General features: G+C 61.7%; 15 protein-coding genes and 1 pseudogene. All 16 read left to right on the top strand.

Features of this window, described 5'->3' with window-relative positions; genetic code table 11:
* Nucleotides 1–88: 88 nt before the first annotated feature.
* On the top strand, nucleotides 89–1,264 hold the full coding sequence (locus R1H25_RS13645) for a cystathionine gamma-synthase (RefSeq protein ID WP_094000504.1): 1,176 nt from the start codon (nucleotides 89–91) through the stop codon (nucleotides 1,262–1,264).
* 17 nt (nucleotides 1,265–1,281) lie between these two features.
* Entirely contained in the window at nucleotides 1,282–2,679 is a 1,398-nt protein-coding gene (locus R1H25_RS13640; RefSeq protein ID WP_373695562.1) for a glycosyltransferase family 4 protein, read from the top strand.
* Nucleotides 2,672–3,466, top strand: a complete 795-nt coding sequence (locus tag R1H25_RS13635) for an ABC transporter permease (protein WP_199120715.1) — start codon at nucleotides 2,672–2,674, stop codon at nucleotides 3,464–3,466. Before R1H25_RS13640 ends, R1H25_RS13635 begins: the two co-directional genes overlap by 8 nt.
* Before the next feature lie 119 nt (nucleotides 3,467–3,585).
* Nucleotides 3,586–3,921 (top strand): annotated as a pseudogene (locus R1H25_RS20385) (ABC transporter ATP-binding protein); the annotation flags it as partial.
* On the top strand, nucleotides 3,910–4,704 hold the full coding sequence (locus R1H25_RS20380) for a Wzt carbohydrate-binding domain-containing protein (protein WP_373695563.1): 795 nt from the start codon (nucleotides 3,910–3,912) through the stop codon (nucleotides 4,702–4,704). The pseudogene R1H25_RS20385 and the gene R1H25_RS20380, both read left to right, overlap by 12 nt.
* A 15-nt stretch (nucleotides 4,705–4,719) precedes the next feature.
* Nucleotides 4,720–6,189, top strand: a complete 1,470-nt coding sequence (locus R1H25_RS13625) for an FkbM family methyltransferase (RefSeq protein ID WP_317223848.1) — start codon at nucleotides 4,720–4,722, stop codon at nucleotides 6,187–6,189.
* Entirely contained in the window at nucleotides 6,186–8,702 is a 2,517-nt protein-coding gene (locus tag R1H25_RS13620) for a glycosyltransferase family 1 protein (RefSeq protein ID WP_317223847.1), read from the top strand. The genes R1H25_RS13625 and R1H25_RS13620 overlap by 4 nt, the downstream gene beginning before the upstream one ends.
* A 101-nt stretch (nucleotides 8,703–8,803) precedes the next feature.
* The gene (gmd, locus tag R1H25_RS13615; RefSeq protein ID WP_099588615.1) at nucleotides 8,804–9,844 is read left to right on the top strand and encodes a GDP-mannose 4,6-dehydratase; all 1,041 of its coding nucleotides are present in this window, start codon (nucleotides 8,804–8,806) and stop codon (nucleotides 9,842–9,844) included.
* Nucleotides 9,822–10,745: an NAD-dependent epimerase/dehydratase family protein gene (locus tag R1H25_RS13610; protein WP_199120713.1), complete on the top strand. Its 924-nt coding sequence runs from the start codon at nucleotides 9,822–9,824 to the stop codon at nucleotides 10,743–10,745. The genes gmd and R1H25_RS13610 overlap by 23 nt, the downstream gene beginning before the upstream one ends.
* Before the next feature lie 122 nt (nucleotides 10,746–10,867).
* Complete coding sequence (locus tag R1H25_RS13605) at nucleotides 10,868–11,818, top strand: UDP-glucuronic acid decarboxylase family protein (RefSeq protein ID WP_099588614.1); 951 nt, start codon at nucleotides 10,868–10,870, stop codon at nucleotides 11,816–11,818.
* A gap of 10 nt (nucleotides 11,819–11,828) precedes the next feature.
* Nucleotides 11,829–12,767: a glycosyltransferase gene (locus R1H25_RS13600; RefSeq protein ID WP_099588613.1), complete on the top strand. Its 939-nt coding sequence runs from the start codon at nucleotides 11,829–11,831 to the stop codon at nucleotides 12,765–12,767.
* Entirely contained in the window at nucleotides 12,751–13,149 is a 399-nt protein-coding gene (locus tag R1H25_RS13595; RefSeq protein WP_099588612.1) for a GtrA family protein, read from the top strand. The genes R1H25_RS13600 and R1H25_RS13595 overlap by 17 nt, the downstream gene beginning before the upstream one ends.
* Complete coding sequence (locus tag R1H25_RS13590; RefSeq protein ID WP_099588611.1) at nucleotides 13,146–13,745, top strand: hypothetical protein; 600 nt, start codon at nucleotides 13,146–13,148, stop codon at nucleotides 13,743–13,745. The genes R1H25_RS13595 and R1H25_RS13590 overlap by 4 nt, the downstream gene beginning before the upstream one ends.
* Nucleotides 13,746–13,762: 17 nt before the next feature.
* Nucleotides 13,763–15,817: a hypothetical protein gene (locus R1H25_RS13585; RefSeq protein WP_317223846.1), complete on the top strand. Its 2,055-nt coding sequence runs from the start codon at nucleotides 13,763–13,765 to the stop codon at nucleotides 15,815–15,817.
* 13 nt (nucleotides 15,818–15,830) lie between these two features.
* Nucleotides 15,831–17,147, top strand: a complete 1,317-nt coding sequence (locus R1H25_RS13580) for a hypothetical protein (RefSeq protein ID WP_241881822.1) — start codon at nucleotides 15,831–15,833, stop codon at nucleotides 17,145–17,147.
* Nucleotides 17,148–17,165: 18 nt separating this feature from the next.
* On the top strand, nucleotides 17,166–18,332 hold the full coding sequence (locus R1H25_RS13575; protein WP_099588608.1) for a nucleotide sugar dehydrogenase: 1,167 nt from the start codon (nucleotides 17,166–17,168) through the stop codon (nucleotides 18,330–18,332).
* Nucleotides 18,333–18,364: the final 32 nt, after the last annotated feature.

Here is an 18,364-nt window from a genome sequence, read left to right as displayed (position 1 = left end):
TTTATCCGCGTCAAAGGTCGTTAAGGCCGCGCTGGTAGACTTCCGCACCTTCGATGGCGCCGTGCGTCGGCGCTCCTCAGGAAACAACATGTCCAACGCTACTTCCCAGGATCGCGCCCTGGCCCTGGCTACCCTGGCCATCCACGGTGGCCAGTCGCCGGACCCCAGCACTGGCGCGGTAATGCCGCCGATCTACGCCACCTCGACCTATGCGCAGTCCAGCCCGGGCGAGCATCAGGGCTTCGAGTACTCGCGTACCCACAACCCGACCCGCTTCGCCTATGAGCGTTGCGTGGCATCGCTGGAAGGTGGTACCCGCGGCTTCGCCTTCGCCTCGGGCATGGCGGCGAGCTCGACCGTGATCGAACTGCTGGACGCCGGCAGTCACGTGGTGGCAATGGACGATATCTACGGCGGCAGCTTCCGCCTGTTCGAGCGGGTGCGTCGCCGCACCGCCGGGCTGGATTTCAGCTTCGTCGACCTGACCGATCTGGCCGCGTTCGAAGCCGCCATCACGTCGAAGACGAAGATGGTGTGGATCGAGACCCCGACCAACCCGATGCTGAAGATCGTCGACATCGCCGCGGTCACCGCCATCGCCAAGCGCCATGGCCTGATCGTGGTGGTCGACAACACCTTCGCCTCGCCGATGCTGCAGCGTCCGCTGGAGCTGGGTGCGGACCTGGTCCTGCATTCGGCCACCAAGTACCTCAACGGTCACTCGGACATGGTCGGCGGCATGGTCGTGGTCGGCGACAACGCCGAACTGGCCGAGCAGATGGCCTTCCTGCAGAACTCGGTGGGTGGCGTGCAGGGCCCGTTCGACAGCTTCCTGGCCCTGCGTGGCCTGAAGACCCTGCCGCTGCGCATGAAGGCGCACTGCGCCAACGCGCTGGCCCTGGCCCAGTGGCTGGAAAAGCACCCGGCGGTGGAGAAAGTGATCTACCCGGGCCTGCCGTCGCACCCGCAGCATGAGCTGGCCGGCAAGCAGATGGCCGGTTACGGCGGCATCGTCTCGATCGTGCTCAAGGGCGGTTTCGAAGCGGCCAAGCGCTTCTGCGAGAAGACCGAACTGTTCACCCTGGCCGAGTCGCTGGGCGGCGTGGAAAGCCTGGTCAACCACCCGGCGGTGATGACGCACGCCTCGATTCCGGTCGCGCGGCGGGAACAGCTGGGTATCAGCGATGCGCTGGTAAGGCTGAGCGTGGGCGTGGAGGAGCTGGGGGATCTGCAGGTGGATCTGGAGCGGGCGCTGGGCGGCTGACCGCACTCCTGTCCTCCATGACGTCTCCAGACTCCTCTCCGGTTGCTGCATCGGTACGCATGTTTGCGTGGCTGCGCAGCCAGGCGTGGCTGCGCGGTGCCTACCATCTGTTGCCGACCGGCCTGCGCGAAGGTGCGCTGCGATTGTTTTCGCGGCGACTTCAGGCGCGGACGCGCTTCGTGCGCACCGCGGCCTGGGAGAAAACTCTGCAGCCTGCCGGCGACGTCGTTGCTGGCGCAGCAGGGCGTGGAGCGGACCTGCCCGGAGTCAACATCCTCGGCTATATCCATGGTCAGTTCGGATTGGCCGAAGCGGCGCGCAGCTATGCGCGTGCATTGATCGAACAGGGTGTGCCGGTCGCGCTTCGCGACATCGATCTTGGCCTGCCGAACGCGCGTGGCGAACATGCGCTTGATGCCTACCTCGACGATACGATGCCGCATGCCGTCAGCATCATCTTCGTCAACCCGGATTACCTGGCGCAGGCCCTGGCGAGTATCCCGCTGGCCCGCGGGCAGGGGCGCTACCTCATCGCCTGCTGGTTCTGGGAGCTGGAACGCCTGCCCGACAGCTGGTTGCCGGCCCTGGAGCTGGTGGATGAAGTGATGGTGGCCACAGGTTTCGTCGAGAATGCCGTGGCTCATGCCACCCGCAAGCCGGTGACGCGGATTCCGATGCCGCTGGGTGTCCTCAACGACAGTGGGCTGCAGCGTGTGGACTTCGGCCTGCCGCAGGAGGCCTTCGTCTTCCTGACGTCCTTCGATTTCAGTTCGCGGATGGAGCGCAAGAATCCCGAAGCGGTGATCCGCGCCTTCCGCGAGGCGTTCCCGGCACAGCGCCGTGATGTCCGCCTGCTGGTCAAGAGCAGCAATGGCCATCGCTTCCCGCATCTGCTCAAGCATCTGCTGGCCATCGCCGACGGCGACGAGCGCATCATCATCCGTGACGAAGTCATCGCACGCGAGCATCTCAATGCACTGCAGCGTTGCTGCGACGCTTACGTATCGCTGCACCGCGCCGAGGGCTTCGGCCTGGGCCTGGCCGAATGCATGGCCATGGGCAAGCCGGTGATCGCCACCGGGTGGTCGGGCAACATGGAATTCATGGATGCCGATTCGGCCGGACTGGTCGATTTCACGCTTGTTCCGGTGCGTGAAGGGGAATACCCGGCGGGCAAGGGGCAGCGCTGGGCCGACGCGCAGGTGCCGATGGCTGCAGCATGGATGCGCCGGCTGGCCGATGACCCGGGCTTCGCCGCCGCGCTGGGGCAGGCAGGACGCACCCGCGTCGAAGCAATCCTATCCACCCAGGCCGCTGCCAGCGGCATCATTGAACGCGTTCGCCAGCTTCAGGCCAACGCACGTACCGCGCAGGACACCATGCAGACAATGAAGCACGAGGCAGGTAATGAGTGACATGATCCGGTCCATCTGGGCCTACCGGTATTTCATTCTTTCGTCGATCAAGAATGAATTGCGGGTCCGCTTCATCCGCAGCAAGCTCGGCGCATTGTGGATGATCATCCATCCGCTGATGCAGGTCGTGATCTTTGCCACCATCCTGTCGGAGGTACTGTCGGCGAAGCTGCCCGGCATCGACAACAAGTACGCCTATGCGCTGTACCTGATGGCGGGCACGCTCTGCTGGAGCATGTTTTCCGAGACGGTTGGCAAATGCGTGTCGCTGTTCGTGGACAGCGGCAATCTGATGAAGAAGATGGCGTTCCCGCGCATCTGCCTGCCCTTCATCGCCGGTGGCACGATGCTGGTCAACAACCTTCTGCTGCTCATCGCGATCTTCGTGGTGTTCGCAGTGCTCGGCCACTACCCGGGAGCGCAGGCGCTCTGGCTGCCGGTCCTGATGCTGATCACGCTCTTCTTCGCAATGTCGATCGGGCTGCTGCTGGGGGTGTTGAACGTGTTCATGCGCGACATCGGTCAGGTGGTCCCCGTCGTGCTGCAGGCGTTGTTCTGGCTGACGCCGATCGTTTACAACATCCGCATCCTGCCTGAGCACGTGCAGGGCCTGTTCAAGCTGAATCCGTTGTATCCGCTGGTGAGCAGCTACCAGAACGTCCTGCTCTACGACCAACCGCCGGTGTGGGCTGACCTGGCCTGGCTGATTGGCGCCGCATGCGTGCTGGCGCTGGCATCGTTGATCGTTTTCCGTCGTGCCAGTCCCGAGATGGTGGATGCACTATGAGTGGTGAGTTGCGTGTTGAAGGCGTAGGCAAGGCCTACCGGGTGTGGGGCAGCGAATGGCTGCGCGCAGCGAGCTGGTTCGGTCTGCCAACCCGCCCGCGCGAAGAGCACTGGGTCCTCCGGAACGTGTCGTTCTCAATCTCGCCCGGCGAAGCGGTGGGTGTGATCGGACAGAACGGTGCCGGCAAGAGCACGTTGCTCAAGCTGATCACCGGCACCGCGCAGCCGACCGAAGGACGGGTCACGCGGACTGGCCGGGTCGCCGCCATCCTTGAGCTGGGAATGGGCTTCAACCAGGACCTGACGGGCCGGCAGAATGCCTTCCACTCTGCAGGCCTGATGGGATACAGCCAGGAGCAGATAGCCGAAGCCATGCCGGGGATCGAGGCATTCGCGGAGATCGGCGAATACTTCGACGAGCCGGTGCGCACGTATTCCAGTGGCATGCAGGTACGCGTTGCATTCGCGGTCGCAACGGCATTCACCCCCGACCTGCTGATCGTCGACGAAGCCCTTGCGGTGGGTGACAGTTACTTCCAGCACAAAAGCTTCGACCGCATGCGGCGGTTCCGCGAGGAAGGCACCTCGATCATGCTGGTTTCCCACAGCCCCAGCGACGTCAAGGCACTGTGTGACCGGGTGATCCTGCTCGACAAGGGGCAGGTGCTGAAGGACGGTGCACCGGACGAAGTGATCGACTTCTACAACGCGTTGATCGCCCGCAAGGAGAACGAGAAGCTCAGCGTTGAGCAACGACGTGATGAGTCGGGTTGGGTCACCACCCGCAGTGGCAGTGGCCAGGCCGTGGTCAGCAGCCTCAAGCTGATCGACGCAGCCACGGGCAGCGAGGTTGCCTTGGCGATGGTGGGGCAGCAGCTCAGGCTGGTACTTGAAGCGGAAGTGCGGGCTTCGCTGCCCAGTCTGGTGCTGGGCTTCATGATCCGCGACAAGCAGGGGCATGTGGTCTGGGGCAGCAACACCTGGCACACCGAGCAGGTCCAGAGCCACGTGTCGGCAGGAGAACGGCTGCGCTACACGCTGGACTTCACCTGCCGGATGGGCCCGGGTTCTTACTCGGTTTCGCCGGCCCTGGTCAGCAGCGATACGCACATGATCGACAACTTCGAGTGGGTCGACAATCTGTTGGTCTTCGAAGTCATGAATGCGGACCATCCCATGTTCATTGGCAGCAACTGGCTGGATGCTGAGTTTGCTGTCGAACGCAACACTGTCATCTGAGTTCTCCGGGTAACCATGTCCAAGCTCATTTCCTACGCCCAGAATTTTGAAGATGTCATCCTGTGGCGCGTACTGGGCCACATCGAAGGCGGCCGCTACATCGATGTCGGTGCGCAGAGCCCGGACGTTGACTCTGTGAGCCTTGTTTTCTACGAGCGTGGTTGGCGCGGCATCCATGTCGAACCGACCCAGCATTATTCGGATCTGCTGCGAACGCGGCGTCCCGACGAACAGGTGCTGCAGGTGGCTGTTACCAACAGCCCGGGTGAGCTCCGCTTCTTTGACGTCGCCGACACCGGTCTGAGCACGCTGGATGAGGGCATCGCCCAGGAACATCGCGATGCCGGCTTCAATGTCAGCGAAGTGCGCGTGCCCGCGGTGACGCTGGACAGCGTGTTCGAGATGTCCGGTCCCGGCGAGATCCACTGGCTCAAGATTGATGTCGAAGGCGCCGAGCGGGAGGTAATCGAGGGCTGGAAGGGACCGCATCGGCCCTGGGTGCTGGTGGTCGAGGCTACGCGGCCACAGAGTCCGGAACTGAACCACCACCTGTGGGATCCGATGGTGCTGGCCAAGGGCTATTCCTTTGCGTACTTCGATGGACTGAACCGCTTCTATGTGAGCGACGCGCATCCTGAGCTGGCCACTGCGCTGACGTGTGGTCCGAATGTGTTCGACGATTTCGTCCTGGCACCACAATCGGCGTTCTGTGCGGCCGCCAATGCAGTTGCTGCCGAAGCCATGGCACAGCAGAGAGCATCTGCCGCCGAAGCAGCAGAGCAGCAGCGGGCGGCCGCTGCCGAAGCAGCAGAGCAGCAGCGGGCGGCCGCTGCCGAGGCAGCAGCGCAACAGCGGGCGGCCGCTGCAGAAGTCGAGGCCCGGCAGCGTGTGCAGCTGGCCGAAGCGGCCCGGAAGATCGAAGTGCTGGAAGGAGAGCTGAAGGCAAAGCGTGCTTCGGAAGCCACTTTCCATCGCGAGAAGAGCTTGATTGTCGAAGCTGCAGGAGAGCACCGCGAAGAGTTCCAGCGGGCAGTGGCACAGAATCAGGTGTTCGCCGTTGAGATCGGACGTCGCGACGCTGAAGTCGCACGCCTGAACGAGGTCGTGCACGCGCTTCTGACCAGCACGTCCTGGCGGATCACCCGACCATTGCGCGGGCTGAAGTATCTGGTCACGCAGCCCACGATGTTTGCGCGTCGCGTGGTGCTCGCGGCCATGCGTCGTGTTGCCCAGCGCCCCGCAGTCGCGCGTCCGCTGAACACGCTGTTGAAGCGGGTGCCGCGGCTGCATGCCAAGCTGATTTCGGTGGCGGTCAATAACCGGATCATCGCCCAGGTGCCGGGAGCCATGCAGCATGCAGGCCTGGTCGGCGGGGTTGGTTCGTTCGAGGGTCTCACCGAAGTGCAGGCCCTGGAACAGCTGTCCATGCGTGGACAGGCGCTCTACACGGATATCGCAGTTGCCAATCGCAGGGAGCGTAGATGATGCGGATTCTTCTGGACCTGCAGGGCGCCCAAGGTGAAAGCCGCCTGCGAGGCATCGGCCGATACTCGTTGTCGTTGGCCCTGTCGGTGGCGCGCAATGCGCGTGACCATGACATCCACGTTCTGGTCAATGGCGCCTTTCCCGAGGGCATTGATCACATCCGTGACGCCTTCGCCGGGCTGCTGCCGAGGGCCAGCATCCACGTACTGCACGTGCCGCTGCCCGTTGCCCAGCGTGAAGGCGAGAATGCGCTGCGTCGGGCGCAGGCCGAGATCGTCCGTGAGGCGGCGATTGCGACGCTGCAGCCGGATATCGTGCATGTCTCCAGCCTCTTCGAGGGCTTTGCCGACAATGCGGTGGGAACCATCAACCAGCACTGCCGCGTGCCGACGATCGTCACGCTGTACGACATGATTCCGTTGATGAATCCGAAGCTGTACCTGGACCCCGATCCGCGCTATCGCGAGTTCTATCATGGGAAGCTGGAACAGCTGGCGCGTGCCGACGCACTGGTGGCCATCTCGGAAAGCTCGGCGCAGGAAGCGCACGAAGTTGCCGGTTTCCCGGCAGAACGCATCTTCAACATGTCCGCAGCCTGCGATCCGGTGTTCCGCCCGATGGATACCCTGGACTCCCGGCGCATCCTGACCCGCGTTGCCTTTGGAGTGACCGCCGGCTTCGTGCTGTATACCGGTGGCGCGGACCGCCGCAAGAATCTGCCGCGCCTTGTGGAAGCCTACGCAGGCCTGGACGCGAAACTGCGCGCCGGCATGCAGCTGGTGTTCGCCGGACATATGCCCGGACCGCACGTGGATGAGCTGCAGCGGTTGGCGGCGTCGCTGGGCCTGGCGGAGCGGGACCTGGTCTTCACCGGGTATGTTTCCGATGAGCAACTGGTCGCGCTCTACAACGAATGCAGTCTCTTTGCGTTTCCTTCGTGGCACGAGGGCTTCGGCCTGCCCGTGCTGGAGGCGATGGCGTGCGGTGCTGCAGTCATCGCGTCGGACGCTTCGAGCATTCGTGAGATCGCAACGGAACCCACCGCGTTGTTTGATCCCATGGATGTCGATTCGCTCCGTGCATGCATGGCTCATTTTCTCTCCAATCCGGAAGAGAGCCAGCGCCTGCGTAGCTATTCACTGGAGAGGGCGCAGGCGTTCTCGTGGAACAGGGTGGCCTCGGTCTTCGTCGATGCATGCGAGCACGTGGTTGGACTGGGGCTGGAGCGCACCTCGCCCGAGGCAGCGATCAACGTCGCGACGACCCGCCTGGGCGCGCTCCCCGATGTCCAGAACATCGATCTGCTGATCGCTGCGGATGCGCTTGATCGCAGCTGCATGGCTGAGCCGCAGCTGCTGGTTGATGTGACCGAGCTGGCGGAAAAGGATCTGCGCACGGGCATCCAGCGCGTCACGCGTGCGGTGGTGGCTGAGTGGGCGAAGCTTGCGCCGACGGGCTATCGGTTGCAGTTGGTGCGCCTGGATCGCATTTCCGGGCAGTATGTCTGCGCCAACATGTATGCGGCAACGCTGCTGGGTCTGCAGCAGCAGGCTGATGTGCCGGTGGTCTGCCACGCCGGTGATGTGTTCCTGGGGCTGGACTTGACCGGATCTGCGGTGAGGCTGGGAAGCGAGTGGTTCCGCTACCTTCGCCGCAGTGGCGTGAAGATCAGCTTCGTGGTCTACGACATCCTGCCGGTCAGGCATCCGGAATGGTGGCCGGGTGGTGGTGGTCAGCACCACGAAGCGTGGCTGCGTGAAATCCTTGGCTGCGCCGACCAGCTCATCTGCATTTCCAGGGCCGTGGCCGATGATGTCCGTGCCTGGATGGAAGAGGAGCAGGTGCAAAGCCCGGCCTCCATTGACTGGTTCCACCTTGGTGCCGATCTGGATGGCAGCGTGCCGTCGAAGGGACTTCCGGATGATGCAGAGCAGGTGATTGAGCGGATCGCTGCCGTTCCCAGCTTCCTGATGGTTGGGACGATCGAACCCCGAAAAGGTCATGAGATGGTGCTGTCGGCCTTCGAGACGCTCTGGGCGGAAGGGCATGACGTGAATCTGGTCATCGTCGGTCGCAAGGGGTGGTTGGTTGACGCGTTGTGCAGCCGGTTGGCTGGCCATGCGCGACTCGGTCGCCAGTTGTTCTGGTTCGAGAGTGCCAGTGACGAGTACCTGGACGCGATCTACGCCAATTCCAGCTGCCTGATGGCTGCCTCGGAAGGTGAGGGGTTTGGTTTGCCGCTGATCGAGGCCGCGCAGCGTGGTCTGTCGATCATCGCCCGCGATATTCCCGTATTCAGGGAAGTGGCGGGTGGGCATGCACACTTCTTCTCGGGGTACGGCGACGCCCCAATCGCGCAAGCCGTCCGTGAATGGCTGCCACTTCGGGCCAAGGGGGCCGAAACCCGTTCAGACCGCATGCCCTGGCTGACCTGGACCCAGAGCGCCGCACAGCTGCAGCGGGTGTTGCTGCAGGATCTCGCCACCGTGGACCGGTCCCTCACCAGCTCCTGAGCTATGATCCACCGTTGCATGGGCGAGCGGGGCGCGCAGGCGACAATTGCCCCCGCGATCTGGCGGAACCCGCCAAACCAGACTTTTGAAGAGAGATCGGAATGAGCAATAAGAAGGCGATTATCACCGGCATCACTGGCCAGGACGGTGCTTACCTGACCGAACTGCTGCTTGAGAAAGGATACGAGGTGTATGGCACCTATCGCCGCACCAGCTCCGTCAATTTCTGGCGCCTGGACGAACTGGGTGTCACCAATCACCCGAACCTGCACCTGGTCGAGTATGACCTGACCGATCTGGGCACCTCGCTGGCCATGGTGCAGAAAATCCAGCCGGACGAGATCTACAACCTGGCTGCGCAGAGCTTCGTCGGGGTGAGCTTCGAACAGCCGACCACCACCGCGCAGATTACCGGTGTGGGCGCGCTGAACCTGCTGGAGGCGATTCGCCTGGTCAACCCGAAGATCCGCTTTTACCAGGCGTCGACTTCGGAAATGTTCGGAAAGGTGCAGGCCGTGCCGCAGGTGGAAGACACCCCGTTCTACCCGCGCAGTCCCTACGGCGTGGCCAAGCTCTACGCGCACTGGATCACGGTGAACTACCGCGAGAGCTATGACATCTTTGGTTCCAGCGGCATCCTGTTCAACCATGAGAGCCCGCTGCGCGGCCGCGAGTTCGTGACCCGCAAGATCACCGACTCGGTGGCCAAGATCAAGCTGGGCCAGCTGGACTGCCTGGAGCTGGGGAACCTGGATGCCAAGCGCGACTGGGGCTTTGCCAAGGAATATGTGGAAGGCATGTGGCGCATGCTGCAGGCCGATCAGCCCGACACTTTCGTTCTGGCGACCAACCGTACCGAAACCGTCCGCGATTTCGTCAGCATGGCGTTCAAGGGGGCCGGCATCGACGTCGAGTTCAAGGGCAGGGATATCGATGAAGTTGCCATCGATGCCGCGAGCGGCAAGACCGTGATGCGCATCAATCCGAAGTTCCATCGCCCGGCGGAAGTCGATCTGCTGATCGGCAATCCGGAAAAGGCCGAGCGCATCTTGGGCTGGAAGCCCCAGACCACGTTGGAACAGCTGTGCCAGATGATGGTCGAAGCCGACCTGAAGAGGAATGAGCGTGGTTTCTCGTTCTGACCTGAACGGAAAGCGGGTTCTTGTCACCGGAGCGTCCGGCTTCACCGGACGCTACATGGTGGAGGAACTGCGTGCGCAGGGCTGTCATATTGTTGCGTTGAGCGGGCAGGGTGCAGCCAGCGCTGCTGATGACCATGTCGTTGCCGATCTGACAGATGCTGCGGCGGTGACGGCTGCCGTAGCCGAGGCGCGCGCGGATATCGTCGTGCATCTGGCCGCGCTGGCATTCGTTGGCCACGGTAAGGTCGAGGACTTCTACAGCGTGAACCTGATGGGGACACGCCACCTGCTCGCTGCCCTGGACCAAGCCGGGCATCGTCCCGAACACGTCCTGCTGGCCAGCAGTGCCAATATCTACGGCAATCGCTCCAGCGGTATCCTGGACGAGGATACGATGCCTGAGCCGGCCAACGACTACGCGGTGAGCAAGCTGGCCATGGAGCATGTGGCGGGCCTGTGGCGTGAGCGCTTGCCGATCACTATTGTCCGGCCGTTCAACTACACCGGTGTCGGCCAGGCAGAGCAGTTCCTGGTACCGAAAATTGTCTCTCATTTCGCCCGGCGGCTGCCGGTGATGGAACTGGGCAACCTGGAGGTCTCCCGAGATTTTGGCGATGTAAGGGCCGTGGTTTCCGCCTACAGGCAGCTGTTGCAGGTGCCCGCTGGGGGGCAGGTGGTCAATGTCTGCTCGGGCCGTGGCCTCAGCCTGACCGAGATTGTCATGCTGTGCGCGGAACTGACCGGTCATCAGCTGGAGATCCGGGTGAATCCGGCTTTTGTCCGACCCAACGAAGTCAAGGTGCTGCTGGGCAGCAACGAGCGCCTGCGGGGACTGATAGGCGACTGGCAGGTTCCGCCAATGCAGGAGACGCTGGCCTGGATGCTGGGCGCTGCCCTGTAGGACTTCCCGCCGACTTGGCGCGGACTTGGCATACAATTACTGAATGACTGGGGCTATCCCGGAAGCGGGTCATGGCGGCCTGCTCCGGAGTGCAACCACCGATCCCGAGGATTGCATCGATCATGGCTGAAGAACAAAAACGCGTTCTGGTAACTGGTGGCGCCGGTTTCCTTGGATCCCACCTGTGTGATCGTCTGATCGATGCAGGTCATGACGTCCTGTGCGTGGACAACTTCTACACTGGCAGCAAGGCGAACGTTGACGGTTTACTCAACCATCCGCGTTTTGAGCTGATGCGCCATGATGTGACGTTCCCGCTCTACGTGGAAGTTGACCGCATTTTCAATCTGGCCTGCCCGGCGTCGCCTGTGCACTACCAGCACGATCCGGTGCAGACCACCAAGACCAGTGTGCACGGTGCGATCAATATGTTGGGCCTGGCCAAGCGCGTCGGGGCTCGTATCCTGCAGGCCAGCACGAGCGAAGTCTACGGAGATCCGGAAATCCACCCGCAGGTCGAAGGTTATTGGGGCCGGGTGAACCCGATCGGCATCCGCAGCTGCTACGACGAAGGCAAGCGCTGTGCCGAAACTCTGTTCTTCGACTACTGGCGCCAGCACCAGCTCGAAATAAAGGTGATGCGTATCTTCAATACCTACGGCCCGCGCATGCATCCCAACGACGGTCGCGTGGTCAGCAACTTCATCGTGCAGGCGCTGAAGGGCGAGCCCATCACGATCTACGGCGATGGCACCCAGACCCGCAGCTTCTGCTATGTCGATGACCTCATCGAAGGCATGCTGCGTCTGATGAATTCGCCGGCTGATTTCACCGGGCCGGTGAACATTGGCAACCCTGGTGAGTTCACTATGCTTGAGTTGGCTGAAACCGTGCTGCGTCTGGTTGGTGGCACCTCGAAGATCGAGCATCGCCCGCTGCCGTCTGATGACCCCAAGCAGCGCCAGCCGGACATCAGCCTGGCCAAGGCCACGTTCGACTGGGAGCCGAAGGTCGCGCTGGAGGACGGCCTGAAGGAAACCATTGCCTACTTCCGCCATCGCCTGCAGGCCTGAGGACGCAACGATGCGCAAGGTTGTGGTGATGCCAGTGTATGAGGACCTGGAAGCTTCCTCGAAGCTGTTCTTGGAACTGGCGCGTACCCAGGGTCCGGATACCTATGTCGTGGCGGTGGATGATGGTTCAGTTCGCCAGCCGTTGCAGGTGTCGGCCATTGAGGCAGCCGCACTGGAAGGCGTGGTGATCAAGCTGCGTCGCAACGTCGGGCATCAACGCGCCATTGCCATCGGCCTAAGCTACGTTGCAGAGCATTTCGATGATAATGTGATCGTCATCTCGATGGATTCCGATGGCGAAGACACACCTGAGAGCATCACTGAACTGGTCGGTGGGCTGTCATCGCCCGATGTCGACGTGGTTGTGGCTACCCGCAAGAGCCGGGTCGAATCGCTGAAGTTCAAGTCGTTCTACATCGTCTACAAGCTCCTGTTCTCGCTGCTGAGCGGGCGCAAGATCAGCTTCGGTAATTTCATGGCTGCCAAGATGCCGGCGGTGCGCCGCCTGTCTTCGATGCAGGAACTGTGGACGCACGTGGCGGCTGCTGTGCTCGGCTCCAAATTGCGCGTGCAGACCTGTGCACTGGATCGTGGCGCGCGTTATGCCGGGCGCAGCAAGATGAACTTCGTTGGCCTGGCCCTGCATGGCTTCCGCGCGCTGATGGTATTTGCCGAGGATGTACTGGTGCGCGTGGGCATTGCCTGCACGCTCGTAGCGGGCCTGTCAGTGGTCGGTGGCGTGGTGGCATTGCTGTTGAAGACGATGGGCTTCGCTACGCCTGGCTGGTTCTCGTTGGCCTTCGGCATCCTACTGCTAGTGTTCCTGCAGACAGCGGCACTTACGCTGATCATCCTGATGCTGTCGGGCATGATCCGCAGCGGCGGGGTGCTGGTCGCAGGCAGTTATCGTGAATTCGTCGATGAGGTACAGCATGCCCGCCGCACCTGAGCGCGCGTTGGGTGGCCAGTTGATCAGGTACCTGATCAACGGCGTTGTCGCTACGGTAGTGCATTACAGCGTGCTGCGCTTCAACATCGAAGTGCTGCACATTCCCCTGGCTGGGATCGCCAATGCCATCGCCGCCGTGTTCGGCATTTCGGTGTCCTTTCTGGGCAGCCGCTACTTCGTGTTCCGCGGCCAGCAGGGCAGCGTGGTGAAGCAGGGCTCGCTATTTCTGCTGGTCTACGCCGCCATCGCCGTCCTGCATGCCCTGGTGATGTATGTCTGGGCCGATCGGCTCGGCTATGACTACCGCATCGGCTTCCTGCTTGCCACCGGCATGCAGATGGCCTTCAGTTTCCTTGCGAACAAATTCGTGGTGTTCAAATGAACAAGTACCTGCGCGCCATCCTGGCCACCGTTGCCTTCATTGCCGTTCTGCTGTTGACCTACTACCTGCACATGCGCTATTTCCGCGTCAATGTGGTTCTGTACGCCAGCATCCTGGATGCACTCATCGCGTTGGTGGTTGTTTTCGGCACGCTGTACCTGCTCAAGTGCTTCCGTGATTTCAGTCGCCTGGAACTGATCCAGCTGGCCGCTATTTGGTTGCTGGGCGGATACCTGTTCGCCATTTCGGTGCCGACGGTGATCGACCGCTCGTTGTCGTTCTACATTCTGGAGAAACTGCAGCAGCGTGGCGGTGGCATCCGCGAGGATGCGTTCAGGCAGGTCTTCACCGAGGAATACGTACGCGAGCATCACCTCGTGGAAGTCCGCCTGACCGAGCAACTGCAGTCCGGTACGATCGATATCGAGCATGGCTGCGTGAAGCTGACCCCGCGCGGTGAGCGCCTTGCCTCGTTCAGCCGCTTCTACCGCCGGAACCTGCTGCCGACCCACCGACTGCTGATGGGTCAGTACACCGACGCGCTGACGGATCCATTCCGCGACAGCCACATGAGCAACGACTACCGTTGCCGTTGACGCCCCGGAGGCCGAGCATGCTGTCCATGCCTGATTCCGGCCAAGCGCCCGGCAACACGGCAAGCGTTGCTCGGCTGGTGTGGCCGCTGCTGCTGCTGATTGTCGGTTTCTGGCTGGTGCCGCTGGCGCTGACCTGCCAGTTGCAGTGCGTGCCCGGCGACCTGGGCGATGCCCGCTTCAACAATGTGGTGCTGGAGCATTTCTACCGTTGGTTGGGCGGGCACGAAGCCAGCTTGGTGAGCCCGGGCTTCTTCTACCCGATGCCCGGTGCGTTGACCTTCTCGGACAACCACTGGGGAACGGCGTGGATCTACGCGATCTTCCGCGCGCTGGGCTGGGACCGTTACCAGGCATTCGACCTGTGGTTCCTCTGCGGCTACCTGCTGAATTTCGTGGCGAGCCACTACGTCTTCCGCCGGCTGCGCTTCTCGCCGCTGGCCAGCGCGCTGGCGGCGTTTGCATTCACCTTCGCGATGCCGGTGGTTGCGCGGTATGGCCACGCGCAGCTGACGTATCGCTTCCTGATTCCCATCGGCCTGCTACTGTGGCAGTGCTTCCGCGGAGATGGACGCTGGCGATGGCTGGCCGCGCTCGCGCTCGCGGTTGCGGCACAGTTCTATATCTCCATCTACCTGGGCTACTTCATGCTGCTTTTTCTGGCGGCATGGGCGCTGGCGCAATGGCTGCTGGAAGGGTGGGGGCCTCGTCAATGGTTCGAGCAATGGCAGCACTACCCACAGGGTGTTGTCCGGCGCGAGCTGATCCTGGCCTCGCTGACGATCGTGGCCGCAGCGGTGATGATCGCCGTGCTGATGTACCCGTACCTGCATTATTCAAAGCTATACGGTTTCCAGCGCGCTGCGGCGGAGATCGCTTCGCTGCTGCCCCGGCCACAGAGTTACCTGTTGGCCGATTCGTCGGGAGTGTGGGGCGGTCTCAGTCAGCAGTTGGCCACGCGCATGCCGATGCGCCATGAGCAACAGATTTTCTTTGGTCTGGGTATTCTGGGGTTGATGGGCGTCGGCCTGTTCATGTCACGGCTGCCATCACGATGGGTTGCGCTGGGCGCGATCGTCATCGTGGTGGCGCTGACCCTGAGTGTGGGGGGCGTATCCCTCTATATGCTGCTGGTCAAGTTGCCAGGTGTTGGCTCCATCCGCGCCATGGCACGCATCGGCTTGGTACTGGCCCTGCCAGTCGCGCTGCTTGTTGCTGTCGGCGTGGATGCTTTGCGAACAAAGGGAACAGCAGGACTGCTTGTTGCTGGTGCCTTCGCGTTGGCGATGGTGGCTGAGTCCGGGTCGATGCACACGGTCCATTTCGATATCCAGACGGCACGTCTACACGATACAGGTCTGCGCACCCAGCTGCCCTCGCAGCTACCCGTCGATGCGGTGATTTTCAATCCATTGCGACCCGAAGTGCCGTTTTACGAGGATGAACTGGACGGAGTGATTCTGGCCCAATCGCTGGGCAGGCCGACACTCAATGGCTATTCCGGTAACAGTCCGCCGGGCTACACCGCCAACGTTGAAGCGTCGCCCGAGCAACAGGCAGAGCAACGAATAGGGGCAGCCAAGGCATTCTTTGCAGAAAAGCTGCATCTTGCGTTGCCGTTGGAAATGGCGGACTCACTGGAGATCGTGCGCCATCCTGAGCCTTCGGACACACCCCGAAGCCAGATGCGGTTGACGGAAATGGCGCGTGTGTCGATCGAGGTCGTTACGCTGCGGCGTCAGTCAGATGGCTATTCCGTACAGGTACGTATCCACAATGGTGGCGATCACTTCTTGACCTCCAGGTCTCACGCACCCTTCAGGCTTTCATGGCAGTGGTTTACCGATGCCGAAGGCCCCGATTCGGCGCGTTGGACCGAACGCGTGGATCCGACAGGTGGGGTGAATGTTGCACCTGGCTCTGATTTCATCACGACGTTCAAGATTCCGGATAGGCAGGAACCAAGGGCACGTCTGGCGGTAAGCGGCGTGCTGGAGGGGCGTGCCTGGCTGCACGATCATGGCATGCAACCGGCCGTCGCCGAGCTTGATGCCGCAAGACCACCGAACCCCTGAGCAACGCATTCGCATGAAGTCCAGCCGTTCTGCCATCGAATGGGGCCTGATCGCAGCCGGTGTCGTGGTCATCGCATTGACCCTTCACCCTGCCATCTTGGGTGATGCTGCTGTCCGCTACCAGACCATCGAGTACTGGCTGGGGGAGGGCGGGGGCTATTCGAAGTTCTCGATGATCCAGCCCGCGCTTTCCATGCCATTGGCGTGGTTGGCCAATGCCGTGGGTATCGATCCGGCACACTTGGTCGCCTACTTCAACGGCCTGGTTTTTCTGGTGATGGGAGCCGCTGCCTATCCCGAACTGGCCCAGCGCTATTCGCCGGAAACGGGCCGTACATGGCTGCTCCTGATGATGGCGGCGTCGATGTTTCCCCACCATCTGCAGCACTATTACGGCGAGGTGTTGACCAGCCTGTGCCTGTTGCTGGGGATCCTCTGGATCAGTCATCGTTCCTTGATCGCGGTGTTGCTGCTGGCGCTGGCTTGTGTCACTACGCCGGCATTGCTTGTCCCCTTCGCCGCCGTTGCTTTCGTATGGCTGCTCGTGCGTCGCAATCCATTGCCAATGCTTGCGCTCTTGATCGCAGGAGCGATCTTTCTGGGCGAGACGCTGATCAAGTACGGCGGCTTTGACTCTGGCTACCTCTCCGATGGCGAGCACGGCTTCGCGACTGTCCTGCCGTACTCAGGGCGCCCCGGGTTCAGCTATCCGATGTTCTTTGGCGTCCTGTCCCTCTTGATGTCCTTCGGCAAGGGACTCGTCTTCTATATTCCCGCGCTGGTTCTTGTCTTGAGCCGTCGCGTCCGGGAGATGCTGCAGCTCGATGCGCGCGCGACGTGGATTGCGTTGGCTGCATTGGCGCTGCCCATCCTCTTTTACTCCAAGTGGTGGGCGTGGTACGGCGGTGCCTTCTGGGGTCCGAGATTCTTTCTCTATCTCTGCGCGCCTGCTTGCCTGTTTATCGCTCTGGCAATGCAGGATCGTGCCGTCGCGTGGCCACGGCGATTGCTGGTCACGGCTATCCTGGTGTTGTCTGCCTGGGTTGCTGTCGATGGCTACCTGTACGGTCAGGAGCAGATGGATGCATGCTGGGCTGACAATTATTCCGAGGAGTACCTGTGCTGGTATGTGCCTGAGTTCAGCGCGCTATGGCGGCCTTTCGTCACCGGCAGTTTCTGGCACATGATGAGCAACGTACGCTGGCCCTACGCGGCTTGGAATCTGCTTGTTGTCGGCTACCTGCTGGCTCGTGAACTAATTGGCTCGCTCGGGCGGGATCCTGCGCCCCGGCCGTTGTCTGTCGCAGCAAAGAATTCCGCCCTTCCCTGATATTTGACCGAGAGCACCATGAAAATCGCAATCGCAGGCACCGGCTATGTCGGACTTTCCAATGGCGTACTCCTCGCACGGCAGCATGAAGTCGTGGCGCTGGATGTGCTGGCAGACAAGGTAGAAAAACTCAACCGCGGTGAATCGCCGATCGTCGATGCGGATATTCAGAGCGCGCTGGCGGGCGGCGCGCTGAACTTCCGTGCAACGCTTGATCCGTACGAAGCGTATGAAGGTGCTGATTTTGTCGTCATCGCCACACCGACGGACTACGATCCGGAAACCAACTACTTCAACACCGGCTCGATTGAAAGCGTCATCAAGAAGGTGCTGTCGATCAATCCGTCGGCGACGATGATCATCAAGTCAACCATTCCCGTGGGTTTTACCCGTCGGATGCGTGAACAGTTCGGTGTCCAGAACATCATCTTCTCGCCGGAATTCCTGCGTGAAGGCCGCGCCCTGTACGACAACCTGCATCCGTCCCGGATCATCGTCGGCGATCATTCCGAGGCGGCCAAGACGTTCGCGGCGCTGCTCGAAGCCGGGGCGGAAAAGAAAGATGTCCCGGTGTTGTTCACCGATTCAACCGAAGCAGAAGCCATCAAGCTGTTCGCCAACACCTACCTGGCGATGCGGGTGTCCTACTTCAACGAACTGGATACCTACGCGCAGACTCATGGCCTGGACAGCCGACAGATCATCGAAGGCATTTCGCTGGATCCACGCATTGGCAGAGGCTACAACAACCCATCGTTCGGTTACGGTGGCTACTGCCTGCCCAAGGATACCAAGCAGCTTCTGGCCAACTACCAGAGCGTTCCACAGAACCTGATCCGGGCGATTGTCGATTCCAACACCACGCGCAAGGATTTCATCGCAGCCGATATCCTGCGCCGCAAGCCCAGGGTCGTAGGCGTCTACCGCTTGATCATGAAGGCGGGCTCGGACAATTTCCGTTCCTCCAGCATTCAGGGGATCATGAAGCGCATCAAGGCCAAGGGCGTGGACGTGATCGTCCACGAGCCCGTTCTGGATGCGCCGGAGTTCTTCAATTCGCGGGTAGTCAATGACCTGCAGGCGTTCAAGCAGGAAGCGGATGTGATCATCAGCAACCGTATGGCGGATTCACTGCTCGACGTTGCTGACAAGGTGTATACGCGCGATCTGTTCGGCGACAACTGATCGCTGCCAAGCGGCAAAGGAAAAGGCCGGGA

The organism is Stenotrophomonas veracruzanensis (assembly GCF_032911525.1).
Lineage (GTDB): Bacteria > Pseudomonadota > Gammaproteobacteria > Xanthomonadales > Xanthomonadaceae > Stenotrophomonas > Stenotrophomonas africana.
This window is presented reverse-complemented; position numbering and strand designations above follow the sequence as displayed.

Excerpts from the sequence above, each read along its gene's own strand:
- R1H25_RS13645 (WP_094000504.1), top strand. The coding sequence starts at position 89 with ATGTCCAACGCTACTTCCCAGGATCGCGCCCTGGCCCTGGCTACCCTG.
- R1H25_RS13640 (WP_373695562.1), top strand. The coding sequence starts at position 1,282 with ATGACGTCTCCAGACTCCTCTCCGGTTGCTGCATCGGTACGCATGTTT.
- R1H25_RS13635 (WP_199120715.1), top strand. The coding sequence starts at position 2,672 with ATGAGTGACATGATCCGGTCCATCTGGGCCTACCGGTATTTCATTCTT.
- R1H25_RS20380 (WP_373695563.1), top strand. The coding sequence starts at position 3,910 with ATGCAGGTACGCGTTGCATTCGCGGTCGCAACGGCATTCACCCCCGAC.
- R1H25_RS13625 (WP_317223848.1), top strand. The coding sequence starts at position 4,720 with ATGTCCAAGCTCATTTCCTACGCCCAGAATTTTGAAGATGTCATCCTG.
- R1H25_RS13620 (WP_317223847.1), top strand. The coding sequence starts at position 6,186 with ATGATGCGGATTCTTCTGGACCTGCAGGGCGCCCAAGGTGAAAGCCGC.
- gmd (WP_099588615.1), top strand. The coding sequence starts at position 8,804 with ATGAGCAATAAGAAGGCGATTATCACCGGCATCACTGGCCAGGACGGT.
- R1H25_RS13610 (WP_199120713.1), top strand. The coding sequence starts at position 9,822 with ATGAGCGTGGTTTCTCGTTCTGACCTGAACGGAAAGCGGGTTCTTGTC.
- R1H25_RS13605 (WP_099588614.1), top strand. The coding sequence starts at position 10,868 with ATGGCTGAAGAACAAAAACGCGTTCTGGTAACTGGTGGCGCCGGTTTC.
- R1H25_RS13600 (WP_099588613.1), top strand. The coding sequence starts at position 11,829 with ATGCGCAAGGTTGTGGTGATGCCAGTGTATGAGGACCTGGAAGCTTCC.
- R1H25_RS13595 (WP_099588612.1), top strand. The coding sequence starts at position 12,751 with ATGCCCGCCGCACCTGAGCGCGCGTTGGGTGGCCAGTTGATCAGGTAC.
- R1H25_RS13590 (WP_099588611.1), top strand. The coding sequence starts at position 13,146 with ATGAACAAGTACCTGCGCGCCATCCTGGCCACCGTTGCCTTCATTGCC.
- R1H25_RS13585 (WP_317223846.1), top strand. The coding sequence starts at position 13,763 with ATGCTGTCCATGCCTGATTCCGGCCAAGCGCCCGGCAACACGGCAAGC.
- R1H25_RS13580 (WP_241881822.1), top strand. The coding sequence starts at position 15,831 with ATGAAGTCCAGCCGTTCTGCCATCGAATGGGGCCTGATCGCAGCCGGT.
- R1H25_RS13575 (WP_099588608.1), top strand. The coding sequence starts at position 17,166 with ATGAAAATCGCAATCGCAGGCACCGGCTATGTCGGACTTTCCAATGGC.